Genomic DNA, 15,849 nt, shown 5'->3' with positions numbered 1-15,849 from the left:
TTCGTCTTGGGAGCGGCCCGGCGACTCATTTGGCGGCCTCCGCTTGTTCGGTGTCTTCGTCGTCTTCGCGGCCCAGATAGGCTTCGATGACCTGTTCGTTGTTGCGGATCTCTTCGGGTCCGCCGCAGGCGATGATCTTGCCGAAGTTCAGCACCGCGATGCGTTCGCACAAGCCCATGACGAAGCGCATGTCGTGCTCGATCATGAGGATGGTGTAGCCGCGGTCGCGGATGGCCAGGATCTCGCGCATGAGCTCGGCGCGCTCGCCGGTGTTCATGCCGGCGACCGGCTCGTCCAGCAGCAGCAGCTTGGGCTCGGTGGCCAGCGCGCGCGCCAGCTCCAGGCGGCGCTGCTCGCCGTAGGACAGGTTGTCGGCCAGATCATTCGCCTTGTGGTCCAGGCGCATCCAGGTGAGCAGTTCATGGGCGCGCTCGCGGGCGCGCTTCTCGTGCTCGCGATAGCCCGGCAGGCCCAGCAGCAGGCTGGGGAAGCCGTAGTTCATGTGGCGGTAGGCGCCCACCACCACGTTTTCCAGCAGCGTCATCTCCTTGAAGAGACGGATGTTCTGGAAGGTGCGGGCGATGCCCATGCGCGTGATGCGGTGCGGCCGCTTGCCCAGGACGCTCTGGCCATTGAAGGTGATGGTGCCGCCGCTGGGCGGCAGCAGGCCAGTGATCAGGTTGAACACCGTGGTCTTGCCGGCGCCGTTGGGGCCGATCAGGCCGAAGATGGCGCCCTCGGGCACGGACAGGCTGACGTCATGCAGCACATGCAGGCCGCCGAAGCTCTTGGAGACGGAAGAAAGCTCAAGCATGGCGCTTGCCTCCCTGGCGTCCTTGGCGCATCCAGCGCTTGAAGCGCGCCGGATCCCAGATGCCTTGCGGCAGGAACAACACAATCACCACCAGAATCACTCCATTCGCGACCAGGCGCAGATCGGCAAAACCGCGCAGCATTTCCGGCAGCACGGTAATGATGAAGCTGCCCAGCACGGGACCAGCCAGGCCGCCGATGCCGCCCAGGATCGCCATGGTCAGGATTTCCACGCCGCGGTCGAAACCGTATTCGTTGGGACCGATGAAGAAGGTCAGGTGCGCATTCAGGGCGCCGGCCAGACCCGCGATCATCGCGCCGGCCACGAAGGCCAGCATCTTGTTGGCGCGCACGTCGATGCCCATCAGGCCGGCCGCGGTTTCATCGCCGCGGATGGCGTCGAAGGAGCGCCCGATCTTGGAGGCGCGCACGCGCCACAGCACGAACAGGACGATGACGACGGCCAGCACCACGTGCCACCACTGCGTCAGCTGCGGAATGCCATTGAGGCCCAGCGCGCCGCCGGTGATGGACTCGGTGTTGAGGATGGTCACGCGGACCACTTCGCCGAAGCCCAGCGTGGCCATGGCCAGGTAGACCCCCGACAGCCGCAAGGTTGGCAGGCCGATCAGCGCCGCCACCAGCGCGGGCGCAGCCATGCCTCCGGCCAGGGCGACCGAGAACGGCGCGTCATAGTTCATGGTGAGCAGCGCGGCGGTGTACGCCCCGATGCCCATGAAGGCTGCATTGGCCATGGCCAGCATGCCGCAAGCCAGGGTCAACCAGATGGAGAGGGCCAGCAACGCGTTGGTGCCCAGCGTGAGCACCAGGTTGCCGTAGATGGCCCAGAAGTTTTCGAATCCGCTCATTCTTTAAGCCTTGCGTTGAACCACTTTGCCGAACAGACCTTGCGGACGCACCAGCAGGATCAGGAACAGCAGGCCGAAAGCCACCGCATCGCGCATGGTGGAGCCGATGTAGGCCACCGACAGCACCTCGGCGAAGCCCAGGAACAGGCCGCCCAGCATGGCGCCGCGGATGTCGCCCATGCCGCCCAGGATGATGACCGCGATGCCCTTGTGCAGCATCGGCTGGCCCATCAGGGGGAACAGCGCATTCGAGTACAGGCCGATCAGCACGCCGGCCACGCCGCCCAAGGCAGCCGCGGCAAACGAGGTGGTGACGAACAGCTTTTCGACGTTGATGCCCAGCAGCCACGCGGCCTTGGGCGATTCGGCGATGGCGCGCAGGGCGCGGCCGAATTGCGTGCGGCGCATGACGTACATCAGCACGGCCATCAGCGCGAAAGACAGGAAGATGATGCCCAGTTCGATGACGGTCAGATGCAGGCCGGCGACTTCGATCACTTCCTCGGGCACGGTGCCGTGCGGGAAGCGCAGGTTGCTGGCGCCGAAGATGCTCTGGGCAGTGTTGTTCAGGATGATGCCCACGCCGATGGTGGCGATCATGGGGATCAGGTGGGGCGCGTTGCGCTTGCGCAGCGGCTTGAGCACCAGGTAGTCGATGATGACCCCGGTGAAGCCGGCGACGAAGAACGCTGCCATCAGACCGGCCCACAGGGGCAGGCTGAATTGCTGCACGACGAACAGTGCCGCGTAGGCGCCAACCATGAAGACGGCGCCATGCGCCAGGTTGATCACCCCGAGCACGCCGAAGATCAGCGTGAAGCCCAGCGCGAACAGTGCATACACACAGCCCAGCGACAAGGCATTGACGAATTGTTGTTCGAACATGATGGGACTTTCCAAAGCTGTGAGGGCCCCATGCAGCGCCCACTGCATGGCCTTGAGCCTCCGAGCAAGGAGGCATTTCTTTTATGGTGACGGCCCTGCGATAAAAAGCGCCTTGCGGACGGCTCAGCCGCCCGCAAGGCGCATCCCCCCGCGCGGGGATGCGTAGCGCTTACTTTTCGATGACGTACTTGCCGTCCTTCGTCACGCTGACGATGGGGGCCTGGTCGGCGTCATAGCCGGCGGGCTTGCCGGCGCGGTCGTTGGCCTGGCGGAACTTGAACGCGCCGGTGGCGCCAGTCCAGGTTACCGAAGGCAGCGCATCGCGCAGGGCTGCGCGATCCTTGGGCAGGTCGCCCGAGATCTTGACGTTCTTCAGTGCCTGGGCGGCGATGTACATGGCGTCGTACGACTGGGCCGCGAACTGGTCGGGCGCGCCGTTGAACTTGGCCTTGTAGGCGTCGATGAACTTGACGTTCTCGGGGGCCTTGTTCTCGATCGACCACGGGCTGCCGATCCACAGATTGTTCGACGCGCCGCCGGGGGCCAGGTCGAAAATCTTGACCGAGTTCATGCCGTTGCCGCCGATGACGGGCACGTTCAGGCCCAGTTGGCGAGCCTGCACCATGATCGGGGCGCCTTCGGCCAGCAGTGCGGACAGCACGATGGCGTCGGGGTTGGTACCCTTGATCTTGGTCAGCTGGGCCTTGAAGTCCACGTCGCCCTTGGCGAACGTTTCGGTCGTGGTGACCGGGATCTTCTGGTCTTCCAGGGCCTTCTTGAAGTTGTCGTAGCCGCTCTTGGTGAAGACGTCGTCGTTGCCGTACAGCACGGCCACGTTCTTCAGGCCGGTCTTGGCCTTGACGGTGGAAATGGTGGCGGGCAGCACGTCGGCTTCGGTGACCGAGTTGCGGAACACGTAGTTGCCGATGGAGGTGATGCCGTCGGCGGTGTTCGAGGTGCCGAATGCGACCGTCTTGGCGGCCTGGGCGATCGGGTCGGCAGCCTGGGCCGAGTTCGACAGCGTCGGGCCGAAGACCATCAGGACGTTGTCCTTGAAGATCAGCTTCTTGAAGACGTTGATCGCTTCTTCTTTCTTGCCTTGTTCGTCCTCGACCACGAGCACGATCTTGTTGCCGTTGATGCCGCCGGCGGCGTTGATTTCATCAGCGGCCAGCTGGAAACCGTTGCGGATCGACACGCCGTACTGGGCGGCGCCGCCCGACAGGGCTTCGGCCACGCCGATCTTGATGTCAGCCGCGTGGGCAGCCGGGACGATACCGGCAGCGATCAGCGCGGCCAGCAGCTTCTTGGTCTTGGATTGCATGGTTGTTACCACCTTAAAGTCTGTCTCGGAATATTGGTAATCCGGGCTGATGTAATCCTGCCGGATTGACGTCGGATGCCGCCTAAAGGCGCCATGTTTGCGCGTCAAGACCCGGGATATTACTCCTTTGTATCAGGCGGCTACTCGAACGCCATTCAACAAAAGCCTACAAACCGCCCATTTTTTTGTAAAAAACGTGTGGTTACTAGCAAAAACCCTAACGCCGGCCGAATGTTATTCGGCAGGCGTTAGTGTCCTACGTTCTGGCCGATAAAGCCACGCCCAGATATTGGTCGTAGGCGCTTTCGGTCAAACGGAACCATGGCATCTCGCTGTCGCGAAAACCCATGTAACTATCGTGCATCGCCTTGAATTTGGGGTCTTTGGCGGACAAGTCCTTGTAGACCTGCTGCGTGGCCTCGAACGCCAGGTCCATGATGGACCGCGGGAATGTGCGGATTTGCGCACCGTTGGCCGTCAATTGCGCCAGCGCCGCCGGATTGCGGGCGTCGTAGCGGGCGATGGCGGCGGCGTGCGCGGCCTGCGCGGCGGCGTCGACCACGGCCTGGTAATTCTTGGGCAGCGCGTTCCAGGCCTCGTCGTTGATGTACAGCGACAGCTGCTCGCCGGGCATCCACCAGCCGGGTGCGTAGTAATACTTAGCAACCTTATTCAGGCCAAGCTTGTCGTCATCGTAGGGGCCAGCGCCCGCCACCGCCTGCAGGCCTTCCTTTTCGAAGGCCTCGGCCAGCTTGGCCGGATCCGCCTGCTGCGGCGCCACGCCCAGCTTGGCCAACACGTCGCCGGCCAGGCCGCCGACGCGCATTTTCAGATCCTTCAGGTCGCCGGCGCGCTTGATTTCCTTGGCATACCAGCCGCCCATCTGGGCGCCGGTATTGCCCAGCGGAAAGTTGATGATTTTCTCGGGCTTGAAGAGCTCGCGGGTCAGCCGCAAGCCGCCGCCCTCGCTCATCCAGGCGTTCATCTGCCTGGCGTTCAGGCCGAAGGGCACGCCTGCATCGAAGCAGAAGACGGGATTCTTGGCGTAATAGGCGCGGGACGAGGCATGGCCGCATTCCACCTTCTTGGTGGACACCGCTTCCATCAGGTCCGCGGCCGGCACGACCTCGCCTTCGGGGAAATGGCGGATATTGAATTTCCCGCCGGTGGCTTCGGAGACGAATTTGCAGAAGCTTTCGCCGGCGCCGATGCGCAGGTCCAGGGTGCTGGGAAAGCCGGAGGACAAGCGCCAGCTCAGGGAAGGCATGTCCTGCGCGAACGCGGGCGCGCTGACTGCGGCCCCTGTGGCGACGGCGCCGAGCCCGGCGTGCTTCAAGAATGAACGTCGTTGCATCTCTTTGCTCCTTTACAGCAACACCTGGGACATCACGCAATACCCGCTGGATATTACACGCCGATATTGCTCGGCATTAATAGGTCGGCGGGTAAAGGTTTGCAAATAGGCCTGCGAGCCAGGGACTGTCTGATGGAGCAAGAAGCGGGACCGCGAAGGTCCGCGAGGCGGCCGTGGCGCATGGCACGGCCGCCGCGCCGGAACGTCAGGTTCCGGCGATGGCCATCTGCTCGATCAGGATCGAACCGGTGGTCTTGGTGCCGCGCGAGATGGCGTCGGCGCCGATCGCGACGATCTGCTTGAACATGTCAGCCAGATTGCCGGCGATGGTGATTTCCTGCACCGCGTGCTGGATCTGGCCGTTTTCCACCCAGTAGCCGAACGCGCCGCGCGAGTAATCGCCGGTGACGTAGTTGACGCCCTGGCCGATCAGTTCGGTGACCAGAAAGCCCGTGCCCATCTTCTTGAGCATGGCTTCGAAGTTGTCGCCGCGGCGGGTCTGGGTGGAGCTGAACACCAGGTTATGCGAGCCGCCGGCGTTGCCGGTGGTCGTCATGCCCAGCTTGCGGGCGGTGTAGGACGACAGGAAATAACCTTCCAGCACCCCGGCCGACACCACGTTGCGGCGCCGCGTGCGCACGCCTTCGTCGTCGAAGGGCGAGCTGCCCATGGCGCCGCGGACGTGCGGGTCTTCGGTGAGATTGATGTGGTCCGGGAAGATGGGCTTGCCCAGCGAGTCCAGCAGGAAGCTGGCCTTGCGGTACAGCGCGCCGCCGTTGGCGGCCTGCGTCAAGGCGCCCACCAATCCCAGCGCCAGCGGCGCTTCGAACAGAACGGGAAACTTGCCGGTGCGGATGCGGCGGGCCGACAGGCGCGACAGCGTGCGTTCGGCGGCGTAGCGGCCGACGGCTTCGGGCGAGGCCAGCTTGGCCGGATCGCGTTCGGAGGTGTACCAGTAGTCGCGCTGCATGCCGTTGCCGCGGCCCGCGATGGGCGCGACCGACAGGCTATGGCGCGAATAGGGATAGCCGCCCAGGAAGCCGCGGGTGTTGCCCATCACGAATTGGCCTTCGTAGGTGCCCACGGTAGCGCCATCGGTATTGGTGATGCGCGGATCGACCTCGCGGGCCGCGCGCTCGGCGCGCAGCGCCAGATCGGCGGCCTCTTCGGTGGACACGCCCCAGGCATGGTGAAGGTCCAGGTCCGGGAATTCGGTGGCCAGCTGGTCGGCGTCGGGCAGGCCGGCGGCCGGGTCGGCGGCGGTGTGGCGGGCGATGTGCCAGGCGGCTTCGACCGTCTGGCGCAGCGCCGCTTCGGAAAAGTCGGAGGTGGAAGCGGAGCCGCGGCTCTGGCCGGCGTAGACCGTCAGGTCCAGCGAGCGATCGCGGGTCTGCTCGACGGTTTCGATGTCGTTCTTGCGTACGGAGACCGACAGGCCCAGGCTTTCCGAGACTTCCGCCGCGGCGTCGGAGGCGCCGATCTGGCGCGCGTAGGCGAGGGTTTGTTCGACGAGTTCGGAAAAACGCGCGTGATTCGCCGCCAGCGGCAAGGATGAGGAGGATTTAACCATTGCAGTCCAATTTGCAGAGACGGTTATCATAGCCAAGTCTGTCATTGCGCAGTTTTCCATGAATTCCCATACTGAAGAAGAACCCGTCGACGACGGCTACGACGAGAACGGCTACGACCGTCCCAGCAAGTCCCAGGTCAAGCGCGAAATGCACGCCCTGCTGGACCTGGGCAAGCAGCTGATCGAACTGTCCCCCGAACGCCTGAAGCAATTGCCGCTGGCCGAGCGTCTCTATGAAGCGATCCGCACCGCGCAGCGCACCACCGGGCGCGAGGGCAAGCGGCGCCAGGTTCACTTCGTGGGCAAGCTGATGCGCGACGCGCCGGCCGACGAGATCCGCGCCCAGCTCGACATCTGGGAGAACGGTTCACGCGAGGAAACGGCCGCCATGCACCGGCTGGAAACGCTGCGCGACCGCCTGCTCGACGACGACGAGGCCCTGACCAAGCTGCTCAACAGCAATCCGCAGGCCGACGTCCAGCAGCTGCGCGCGCTGATCCGCGCCGCCCGCAAGGAAAAGCTGGCAAACGCCGCCCTGCTGCAGGGCCAGGAACCGCAGAAGAAGCACTACCGCGCGCTGTTCCAGGCCCTGAAGACCCTCACCCTCTGATTGCTACTGCCCGCCGTCCATGAACGCACCGACCCACCTGCTCGATTGCATCGAGATCGAAACCGCCCCCAATCCCACGCACGCCGTGATCTGGCTGCATGGCCTGGGCGCCGACGGCAACGACTTCGCACCCATCGTGCCGGAGCTGGACCTGCCCGCAGGCGTATCGGTGCGCTTCGTCTTCCCGAACGCGCCGGTGCAACGCGTGACGATCAATAACGGCATGGCGATGCGCTCCTGGTACGACATCCTGGTCATGGACCTGGTGCGCGTCGAGGACGGCCACGGTATCCGCGCCTCGGAAGCCGAGATCCACAAGCTGATAGCGCGCGAGAACGCCCGCGGCATCCCGACCTCGAACATCGTGCTGGCCGGCTTTTCGCAAGGCTGCGCCATGACCCTGCACACCGGCATCCGCCTGCCGGAAAAGCTGGCGGGCATGATGGGCCTGTCGGGCTACCTGCCGCTGCTGGATACGGCCGAGGCCGAGCGCAGCAGCGCCAACCAGCACACGCCGATCTTCCTGGCCCACGGCCAGTACGACCCGGTGGTGTCGCTGCCGCGCGCCCAGGCCTCGCTGGCCGAGCTGCAGCGGCTGGGCTACGACGTGCAGTGGCACACCTATCCCATGCCGCACTCGGTCTGCGCCGAGGAAGTGGCCGATATCTCGAAGTTCCTGAGCACGGTCCTGGTCTAGGATCCGTCACGGCCGCGCGTCCTGCGCGGCTGCTTGGCTGAGCAGGTCCAGACGGCCTGCAAAACTCATTTTGTATACCAACTGGTATTCCAGTCCGAAATTTTCCCGGGCTGATCTGCGCTCGTCCATAGAGAAAAACGCCAACTGCAAAAAGCTTGTCGCTCTTTTCAGTTGAATATAGTATTCGATCCAAGCCTTGTCGGCCCGGGCCACCAGTTCGGGCTTCCCTGTTGTTGCAGTCGAGTCGATCCATCCCATTGGCCGTGTTGCGCCGGGTTTCGGCGTGGCATTCAAGACGCAGGAGAAAGTCCCGTGAAATCCTTGCCATCGCCCCGTCTGGCGGCTGCGGCGCTGTTCGCGCTGTTCGCCCCCCTGGCCGCCCAGGCCGAAGCCCTCAATCCCCCCGTGAAGGTCCGCTACGAAGAAGTGGTGCGGTCCATTCTGTACGTGCCCAAGTACGTGGCCCTGTCGCAGGGCTACTTCAAGGACGCCGGACTGGACGTGTCCATGAAGACTTCGCAGGGCACGGACAAGGGCATGACCGCCCTGCTGTCCGGCAGCGCCGACATCGTGCTGATCGGCCCCGAGGCGTCCATCTACGTCCACAACAGCGAATCCCCGGTCAAGCCCAAGATCTTCGCCGGCCTGACCGCCACCGACGGTTTCTTCCTGCTGGCCCGCAAGCCGGTGGAGAAATTCGACTGGTCCATGCTCAAGGGCAAGGAAGTCATAGGCTTCCGGCCCGGGTCCAATCCCATCGTGTTCCTGGAGACCGCGCTGCGCAAGCATGGCGTGGATCCGCAGAAGGACGTCAAGCTGCTGAACAACATCGGCATTCCGGCGCGCGCGGGCGCCTGGATGGCCGGCCAGGGCGAATACGGCATCTTTCTTGAGCCCGAGGCCGGCGAGCTGGTGCGCAACGGCAAGGGCTACATCGTCGCCTCGGTCGGCCACGAAGTCGGCCAGGTGGACTACACGGTGTTCACCGCCACCGACAAGTACATCCGCGACAACCCCAAGGTCATCCAGGCCTGGACCGACGTGGTGGCGCGCGCCGAGAAGTACGTGAAGGACACGCCCGCGGCCACGCTGACGCCGCAGATCATGAGCTACTTCCCCGGCATGGACCAGGCCGCGGTGACCGAGGCCATCGAGCGCTACAAGAAGTACCAGATCTGGAAGGCCACGCCGTTGGTGACGGCGGAAGCCATGAACCAGCTGCAGGACATGCTGATCGCCAGCGCGGTCATGAAGGACAACGCCCGCGTCAAGTACGAGGACGTGGTGGTGACCGACTTCGCCAAGAAGGCCCAATGATGGGCGCCGTCGTCCACAACCTGAAGCCGGAAGCGGCCACGGCGAAGATCGAGCTGCGCGAGGTCTGTCTTTCCTATTTCACGCAGGAAGGCGAGACCGAGGCGCTGTCCAACGTGTCGTTCACGCTGGCGGCGGGCGAATTCGTCAGCCTGATCGGACAGAGCGGCTGCGGCAAGAGCACGCTGCTGTCGCTGATCGCCGGCCTGATCCCGCCCACCTCGGGCGCCGTGATGATAGACGGCCAGGCCGTGACCAAGCCCAATCCGCGCATCGGCTACATGCTGCAGCAGGATTACCTCTTCGAGTGGCGCACCATCCTGGACAACGTGATGCTGGGCGCGGAGATCCAGGGCCGGCGCGACGCGCGCAGCGAGGCGCGCGCCGTTCACCTGCTGGAGAAATGCGGCCTGGGCGCCTTCCTGTCGCATACGCCGCGCCAGCTGTCGGGCGGCATGCGGCAACGCGCCGCGCTGGCCCGCACCCTGGTCACCGAACCGGACGTGATACTGCTGGACGAACCCTTCTCCGCGCTGGATTCGCAGACCCGGCTGGCGATCTCCGATGAAGTCGTGGACATCCTGCGGCGCGAAGGCAAGACCGTGGTGCTGGTCACGCACGACATCGGCGAAGCCATCGCCATGACGGACCGCGTGATCGTGCTGTCGCGCCGCCCCGGCCGCCTGAAGAGCCAGTACCGCATCCACTACGGCGACGGCCAGGCCCGGCCGACGCCGTTCCAGGCGCGCTCGCGGCCGGAATTCAATGCCTACTTCAAACAGCTGTGGGACGAGCTCGATGTCCACGTGGAGGGTTGACCCATGAACGCGCCCGTCGCCAACACCGTTCCGCTGCGCGCCGTGCGCGCGCCCAGCGAGAAGTACCTGAACTACCTGCGGCGCGACCGCGCCCGCCGCAGGCACATCCGCATCGCGCAGGCGCTGCTGCTGGCCGTGTTCCTGTGCGCCTGGGAAATCCTGCCGCGCATGCACGTCCTCAACCCGCTGCTGACCAGCTATCCCAGCGCGCTGTGGCCGACGTTCGTCGAACTCTGGAACAACGGCAACCTGGGCAAGCACATCATGACCACGCTGAGCGCCACCCTGGTGGGCTTCGGCCTGAGCATGGCGATCGGCATCGTGGTGGCCGCCGCGCTGTGGTGGTCCGATTTCCTCTACAAGGTGCTGGATCCCTTCCTGGTGGTGGCCAACGCCATGCCGAAGATCGCCTTCGTGCCGATCTTCTACCTGTGGCTGGGGTCGGACTACGCGGTGTACGGCATGGCCGTGGCCATCGCCGTGTTCGTGACCATCATGGTGGTCTACGCCGGCTTTCGCGGCATAGACCTGAACAAGGTGAAGCTGGCCCACACCTTCGGCGCCAGCCGGTGGCAGGTGCTGACCAAGGTGGTGCTGCCAGGCAGCGTGCCCACGCTGATCGCGGCCGTGAAGATGAACATCGGCCTGGCGCTGGTGGGGGTGATCGTGGGCGAGTTCCAGTCGGCGGATTCCGGCCTGGGCTTTCTCATCATGAACGGCAGCCAGGTGTTCAAGCTGAACATCGTCATGACCGCCATCGCCATCCTGGCCCTGATCTCCAGCGTGATGTACCTCATCGTCTACCGCATCGAAGCCGCCATCGCGCGGCGCTACGGATAAGGAACCGCCATGGAATTCCCGCAATGGGTGCAGGACCGCGTGATCGCCCGCCAGGGCCGCCTGCACCCCTATGACGAACTGCCCGCCGCGCGCCTTGCGGTGGTGGTGGTGGACATGCAGCAGTACTTCACGCTGCCCGGCTACCAAGGCGAATGCGCGCCGGCGCGCGAGATCATCGCGCCCATCAACCGCCTGTGCGACGCGGTGCGCGCCGCCGGCGGCGCCATCGTCTGGGTGCAGACCGCGTCCGACAACGCCGACTCGTTCTGGTCGCACCACCACGGCGTGATGCTGACGCCGGAACGCAGCGCCCGGCGCCTGGAAACGCTGCGCCGCGATGCCCCGGGCTACGCGCTGCACCCGGACCTGCATGCGCACGACAGCGACCTGCGCGTGACCAAGCGCTTCTACAGCGCGATGGCGCCGGGTTCCTCGGAACTGGAGCCGCTGTTGCGCGGACGCGGCGTGGACACGCTGCTGATCGCCGGCACGGTCACCAACGTATGCTGCGAATCGACCGCGCGCGACGCGATGATGCGGGACTTCCGCACGATCATGGTGGACGACGCGCTGGCCGCGGTCACCCCGGCCGAGCACGAGCACGCGCTGCACGGCTGGATGCTGTTCTTCGGCGACGTGCTGTCGGTGGATGAATCGATTGCGCGGCTGAAGCCCGCGCAGGCGGCCAGGAAGACCCCCTGAACGGCTGGGATATCAGGCCGGGGAAAGACCGCCCGGCCGGGATATCAGGCCAGGTCCAGCCAGACCCGGCGCATCGTCGGGTCTTCCGGATCCGCGTCGTTGGTGAAGCCCAGGCTGGTCATCAGCGCCAGCATGGGCCGGTTGGTCGACAGCACCAGGCCGTCGATGTATTCCAGCCCCTGCTCGCGCGCCGCGTCGATCAGCGCCGTCATCAGCTGGCGGCCCAGGCCGCGCCGCTGCCAGTCGTCGCCGATCACCAGGGCGTACTCCGCCCCCCGGCCGTCCGGGTTGCGCAGGTAGTGCGCGAAGCCCACCAGCACCTCCCGCGGATGGCCGCGGTTGGCCGGGTTCGGCACCTGCGTGGCGGCCACCAGGGCCAGCTCGCGGTGATAGTCCACCTGCGTGTAGCGCGACACCATGCGCGGCGTGAGCTCGCGCATCATGGACACGAAGCGCATGTAGCGCGAACGCTCCGACAGGCCGCGGATGAATTCCTGCAGCGGCTCGGCGTCCTCGGGGCGGATGGGACGCAGCACCCAGGGTATGCCGTCCGCGAAGCGGCGCACCTGCACCAGCCGCGCCGGATACGGGTGGATCGCCATGTGCGGATAGCCCGCGGTCTGCGGCGATTCGCAGCCCGGCTTCTCGGTCAGCGTCATGCGCAGTCCGCCGGCCCGCAAATGGGTCTCGCCGGCGTACAGCGGATCGATGTCCAGCGATTCGATGTCGGGGAGTTCCGACACCAGCTCGGACACCTGCACCAGCGCCTGCTGCAAAGCCTCGGCGGCCATGTGGCCGATGCGCGGCGCCAGCACCCGGCGCCACAGCCGGCTGCGTTCGATCAGCTGGCGGGCCAGGAAGCCATTGAGCGGCGGCAGGTCCATGCCGCGGTCGGACTGGGACAGCACCGCATCCGGGCCGCCGGCGCCGAAGCGGATCACCGGGCCGAACTGCGGGTCGCGCCGCACCCGGATCGCCATGGGACGGGATTCCGGCTCGGCGGCAGCCACTTCCATCGGCGTGTCGCGCAGCGGCACGTAGAACAGGGCCAGCAGGCTGCGGATTTCAGAAGTATTGAGTTCGCGCCGACATTCGGCGCGCACGCGCGCCAGGATCTCCCGCGCGGCCGCCAGGTCGGGCACGTGGCCGGCCGGTTCCGGCGGCTGGGTTTGCAGCAGCAACTGCTGGTTGTAGTGATGGGTGGCCAGCACGCCGAAGGCGTCAGCGGCCGACTCGGGCGTGCGGAACGCCGAGGTGCCGGCGTCGTCCAGCATGCGCCGCAGCGGCCGCATGCCGGCGTCGCCCATGAAACAGGTCACCACCGGCTTCTTCGCCTTGGGCGCGATCTGCGCCAGCTCGCGCGCCACCGCCGGCATATCGGCCAGCGCATCGGGCGCAAGCAGCACAAGCACGCCGTCCACGCCGGCGTCGTCCAGCACCACGTCCAGGATGGCGCGGATGCGTTCCGGGGTCAGCGGCGTGAAGGTGATGACGGGGTTGGCGGTGGCCGCGTCGGGCTCCAGCATGGCCAGCAGGGCGCGCTGGGTCGCGGGCGCGAGTTCCGCGCGCAGCACGGCGGCGTCTGGGCCGATCAGGTCCATGGCCAGCTGTGGGGGCCCGCTGCCGTTGGAGATCAGCGCCACGCGCCGGCCCTTGGGCCGCCGCGTGTAGCCCAGCACCTTCACGGCGGAGAACAGCTGCACGAAGTAGCGCACGCGCACCGCGCCGGCGCGGCGCAGGGCGGCGTCGAAGATGGCGTCGGCGCTGTCGGTGTCCGCGCGGCCGGCCTTCAACACGATCACGGGCTTGATCGAGGCCGCGGCGCGCAGGGTGCTCATGAATTCGCGGGCCGGACCCACGTCTTCCAGATAGAGCACGATGCTGTCCGTGCGCGGATCGCTGGCCAGGTAGTCCAGCACCTTGGACAGGCCCACCACGGCCTCGTCGCCCAGCGACACGGCGGTGGAAAAACCGATGTGCACGTCCTCGGCCCAGTCCATGACCGCCGCCATGATGGAGCGCGACTGCGCCAGCAACGCGACGCGGCCGGCGCGCGCCAGCACCGGGTGCTGGCTCAGGTTCAGGCCGGCGTGCGGCCGCTGGGCGCCGAACGAGCGCGGGCCAAGAAGTTCGCAGCGGTTTTCCTCGGCCCAGGCGCGGCACAGCGCCAGCGTGCCGCGCGGGTAGGGATCGGGCAATGGGTGCGGCAGCAGGATCACCGAGCGCGGCGCCAGAGGCGACAGGCGGCGCAGGGTTTCCGGCAGGACCGCCGGCGATACGCAAACCAGGGCCAGATCAGGCCGTTCACCCTGGGCCAGGCCCTGCAACGTGTCGGGCAGGTCCGGCGCGGCGCCGACTTCGCAGGCCACCACCGTGGTCTTGCCCTTGAGCGCGGGCGGCAACGAGGCCGCCGCCGGCAGCGGCCGGTCGGCGACGATCACCAGCGAGGCGGGCTCGAACATCGGGGCGAGAGCGTGTCGCAACATGGTGTTAGCAGGCCCTAATCTAAAATACCCCTCATCGTAACAAGACAACCCTGCCCTACGATTGACATGGGCCCAGCCTGACGCCGATTTGTGGCGCCGCAGCCGCTATCATTGCCACCTATGACTTCCAACGCCTCTACCCCCATTCGTACCCGTTTCGCGCCCTCGCCCACGGGTTTCCTGCATCTGGGCGGCGCCCGCACCGCGCTGTTCTCCTGGGCCTTCGCGCGCCATCACAAAGGCACCTTCGTGCTGCGTATCGAAGACACTGACGTCGAACGCTCCACGCCGGAAGCGGTGCAGGCCATCCTGGACAGCATGGACTGGCTGGGCATGCAGCCCGATGAAGGCCCGTTCTATCAGATGCAGCGCATGGACCGCTACCGCGAAGTGGTCGCGCAAATGCTGGCCGCCGGCACCGCCTACCACTGCTACAGCTCGCCCGAGGAAGTGGAAGCCATGCGCGAAGCCGCCCGCGCCCGCGGCGACAAGCCGCGCTATGACGGCACCTGGCGCCCCGAACCCGGCAAGACCCTGCCGGCCATCCCGGAAGGCCGCAAGCCCGTGGTGCGCTTCAAGAACCCGCAGGAAGGCGCGACGTCGTGGAACGACATGGTCAAAGGCACGATCAGCTTCGACAACACCGAACTGGACGACCTGATCATCGCGCGCCCGGACGGCACGCCCACCTACAACTTCTGCGTCGTGGTCGACGACTGGGACATGGGCATCACCCACGTGCTGCGCGGCGATGACCACGTCAACAACACGCCGCGCCAGATCAACATCCTGCGCGCGCTGGGCGCCACGCTGCCCGAATACGGCCACGTGCCCATGATTCTGGGCCCGGACGGCGAAAAGCTGTCCAAGCGCCACGGCGCGGTCAACGTGATGGAGTACGACAACGAGGGCTATCTGCCCGAGGCCATGGTCAACTACCTGGCGCGCCTGGGCTGGAGCCACGGCGACGACGAACTCTTCTCGCGCGACCAGCTGGTGTCGTGGTTCGACACCAAGCACCTGTCCAAGTCGGCCTCGCAGTGGGATCCGAAGAAGCTGAACTGGGTCAACGCCCACTACATCAAGCAGATGGACAACGCGGAACTGGCCGAGCGCGTCGCGCCGCGCGTGGCGAACCGCGGCGGCCATCCGGAAAAGATCGACCTGCCGGGCGTGATGGGCCTCTTGAAGGACCGCGCCGAAACCCTGGAACAGCTGGCCGATGGCGCCATGCTGTTCTGCGCCGAGTTCAAGGGCGCGCCGGCCGAGCTGGCCGAGCAGCACCTGACCGCCGCCGCGCGCGAAGCGCTGGCCGACTTCGCCCAGCGCGCCCAGGACACGGACTGGACCCGCGAGGCCCTGTCCGCCCTGATCAAGGCGGTGCTGGCCGACCGCGGCATGAAGATGCCGCAGCTGGCCATTCCGCTGCGCGTGGCCGTCACCGGCCAGACCCAGACCCCGGCCGTCGACGCCGTGCTGGCCCTCTTGGGCAAGCAGGTGGTGCTCAAGCGCCTGGCCGCGATCTAAGGCGTCCGTCCAAAACACCGCGGGCCTTGCTCATCCTGAA

General features: G+C 66.0%; 15 protein-coding genes. 7 read left to right on the top strand and 8 right to left on the bottom strand.

The window, feature by feature from the left end; all coding sequences use genetic code 11:
- Window positions 1-25 precede the first annotated feature (25 nt).
- From HWY37_RS26695 to pmbA, 6 genes are all read right to left on the bottom strand, one after another.
- Window positions 26-814, bottom strand: a complete 789-nt coding sequence (locus HWY37_RS26695; protein ID WP_176090239.1) for an ABC transporter ATP-binding protein — start codon at window positions 812-814, stop codon at window positions 26-28.
- A complete protein-coding gene (locus HWY37_RS26690) occupies window positions 807-1,682 on the bottom strand; it encodes a branched-chain amino acid ABC transporter permease (RefSeq protein WP_013391409.1) in 876 nt (291 codons plus the stop codon). The genes HWY37_RS26695 and HWY37_RS26690 overlap by 8 nt, the downstream gene beginning before the upstream one ends.
- A 3-nt stretch (window positions 1,683-1,685) precedes the next feature.
- Window positions 1,686-2,567, bottom strand: a complete 882-nt coding sequence (locus HWY37_RS26685; RefSeq protein ID WP_059372875.1) for a branched-chain amino acid ABC transporter permease — start codon at window positions 2,565-2,567, stop codon at window positions 1,686-1,688.
- Window positions 2,568-2,736: 169 nt separating this feature from the next.
- Window positions 2,737-3,891, bottom strand: coding sequence for an ABC transporter substrate-binding protein (locus HWY37_RS26680; RefSeq protein ID WP_175207765.1), 1,155 nt, complete (start codon window positions 3,889-3,891; stop codon window positions 2,737-2,739).
- Between the two features lie 256 nt (window positions 3,892-4,147).
- Window positions 4,148-5,245, bottom strand: coding sequence for a TRAP transporter substrate-binding protein (locus tag HWY37_RS26675; protein ID WP_175207764.1), 1,098 nt, complete (start codon window positions 5,243-5,245; stop codon window positions 4,148-4,150).
- 205 nt (window positions 5,246-5,450) lie between these two features.
- A complete protein-coding gene (gene pmbA, locus HWY37_RS26670; protein ID WP_175207763.1) occupies window positions 5,451-6,815 on the bottom strand; it encodes a metalloprotease PmbA in 1,365 nt (454 codons plus the stop codon).
- Window positions 6,816-6,873: 58 nt separating this feature from the next.
- On the opposite strand from pmbA, the gene yjgA reads away from it, so the two are divergent.
- Together yjgA and HWY37_RS26660 are read left to right on the top strand one after the other, a co-directional pair.
- Window positions 6,874-7,425: a ribosome biogenesis factor YjgA gene (yjgA, locus tag HWY37_RS26665; protein WP_176090238.1), complete on the top strand. Its 552-nt coding sequence runs from the start codon at window positions 6,874-6,876 to the stop codon at window positions 7,423-7,425.
- A gap of 19 nt (window positions 7,426-7,444) precedes the next feature.
- A complete protein-coding gene (locus tag HWY37_RS26660) occupies window positions 7,445-8,122 on the top strand; it encodes an alpha/beta hydrolase (RefSeq protein WP_176090237.1) in 678 nt (225 codons plus the stop codon).
- Window positions 8,123-8,128: 6 nt separating this feature from the next.
- Here HWY37_RS26660 and HWY37_RS26655 read toward each other — a convergent pair whose 3' ends face one another.
- Window positions 8,129-8,380: a hypothetical protein gene (locus HWY37_RS26655; protein WP_176090236.1), complete on the bottom strand. Its 252-nt coding sequence runs from the start codon at window positions 8,378-8,380 to the stop codon at window positions 8,129-8,131.
- Window positions 8,381-8,434: 54 nt separating this feature from the next.
- Here HWY37_RS26655 and HWY37_RS26650 point away from each other — a divergent pair, with 54 nt between their 5' ends.
- From HWY37_RS26650 to HWY37_RS26635, 4 genes are read left to right on the top strand one after another with little or no spacing between them, the layout of a single operon-like run.
- Window positions 8,435-9,439: an ABC transporter substrate-binding protein gene (locus tag HWY37_RS26650; RefSeq protein ID WP_176090235.1), complete on the top strand. Its 1,005-nt coding sequence runs from the start codon at window positions 8,435-8,437 to the stop codon at window positions 9,437-9,439.
- Window positions 9,439-10,254: an ABC transporter ATP-binding protein gene (locus HWY37_RS26645; RefSeq protein ID WP_175207811.1), complete on the top strand. Its 816-nt coding sequence runs from the start codon at window positions 9,439-9,441 to the stop codon at window positions 10,252-10,254. Before HWY37_RS26650 ends, HWY37_RS26645 begins: the two co-directional genes overlap by 1 nt.
- Before the next feature lie 3 nt (window positions 10,255-10,257).
- Window positions 10,258-11,094 (top strand): ABC transporter permease, encoded by an 837-nt coding sequence (locus HWY37_RS26640; RefSeq protein ID WP_175207758.1) that lies wholly within the window; start codon window positions 10,258-10,260, stop codon window positions 11,092-11,094.
- 9 nt (window positions 11,095-11,103) lie between these two features.
- Window positions 11,104-11,796, top strand: coding sequence for a cysteine hydrolase family protein (locus tag HWY37_RS26635; RefSeq protein WP_176090234.1), 693 nt, complete (start codon window positions 11,104-11,106; stop codon window positions 11,794-11,796).
- A 44-nt stretch (window positions 11,797-11,840) separates the two neighbouring features.
- Here HWY37_RS26635 and HWY37_RS26630 read toward each other — a convergent pair whose 3' ends face one another.
- Window positions 11,841-14,282: a bifunctional acetate--CoA ligase family protein/GNAT family N-acetyltransferase gene (locus HWY37_RS26630; RefSeq protein WP_176090233.1), complete on the bottom strand. Its 2,442-nt coding sequence runs from the start codon at window positions 14,280-14,282 to the stop codon at window positions 11,841-11,843.
- A gap of 120 nt (window positions 14,283-14,402) precedes the next feature.
- On the opposite strand from HWY37_RS26630, the gene gltX reads away from it, so the two are divergent.
- Window positions 14,403-15,809, top strand: coding sequence for a glutamate--tRNA ligase (gene gltX, locus HWY37_RS26625; protein ID WP_175207755.1), 1,407 nt, complete (start codon window positions 14,403-14,405; stop codon window positions 15,807-15,809).
- Window positions 15,810-15,849 lie beyond the last annotated feature (40 nt).

Origin of the sequence: Achromobacter anxifer (assembly GCF_903652925.1) — a bacterium.
Classification (GTDB): domain Bacteria; phylum Pseudomonadota; class Gammaproteobacteria; order Burkholderiales; family Burkholderiaceae_B; genus Achromobacter; species Achromobacter anxifer.
The sequence above is the reverse complement of the archived record's forward strand: the minus strand, read 5'-3'. Positions and strand labels throughout refer to the sequence as shown.

Bases quoted from the DNA above. Each gene is read 5' to 3' on its own strand.
- HWY37_RS26695 (WP_176090239.1), bottom strand. From the start codon at position 814: ATGCTTGAGCTTTCTTCCGTCTCCAAGAGCTTCGGCGGCCTGCATGTG.
- HWY37_RS26690 (WP_013391409.1), bottom strand. From the start codon at position 1,682: ATGAGCGGATTCGAAAACTTCTGGGCCATCTACGGCAACCTGGTGCTC.
- HWY37_RS26685 (WP_059372875.1), bottom strand. From the start codon at position 2,567: ATGTTCGAACAACAATTCGTCAATGCCTTGTCGCTGGGCTGTGTGTAT.
- HWY37_RS26680 (WP_175207765.1), bottom strand. From the start codon at position 3,891: ATGCAATCCAAGACCAAGAAGCTGCTGGCCGCGCTGATCGCTGCCGGT.
- HWY37_RS26675 (WP_175207764.1), bottom strand. From the start codon at position 5,245: ATGCAACGACGTTCATTCTTGAAGCACGCCGGGCTCGGCGCCGTCGCC.
- pmbA (WP_175207763.1), bottom strand. From the start codon at position 6,815: ATGGTTAAATCCTCCTCATCCTTGCCGCTGGCGGCGAATCACGCGCGT.
- yjgA (WP_176090238.1), top strand. From the start codon at position 6,874: ATGAATTCCCATACTGAAGAAGAACCCGTCGACGACGGCTACGACGAG.
- HWY37_RS26660 (WP_176090237.1), top strand. From the start codon at position 7,445: ATGAACGCACCGACCCACCTGCTCGATTGCATCGAGATCGAAACCGCC.
- HWY37_RS26655 (WP_176090236.1), bottom strand. From the start codon at position 8,380: ATGGGATGGATCGACTCGACTGCAACAACAGGGAAGCCCGAACTGGTG.
- HWY37_RS26645 (WP_175207811.1), top strand. From the start codon at position 9,439: ATGGGCGCCGTCGTCCACAACCTGAAGCCGGAAGCGGCCACGGCGAAG.
- HWY37_RS26640 (WP_175207758.1), top strand. From the start codon at position 10,258: ATGAACGCGCCCGTCGCCAACACCGTTCCGCTGCGCGCCGTGCGCGCG.
- HWY37_RS26635 (WP_176090234.1), top strand. From the start codon at position 11,104: ATGGAATTCCCGCAATGGGTGCAGGACCGCGTGATCGCCCGCCAGGGC.
- HWY37_RS26630 (WP_176090233.1), bottom strand. From the start codon at position 14,282: ATGTTGCGACACGCTCTCGCCCCGATGTTCGAGCCCGCCTCGCTGGTG.
- gltX (WP_175207755.1), top strand. From the start codon at position 14,403: ATGACTTCCAACGCCTCTACCCCCATTCGTACCCGTTTCGCGCCCTCG.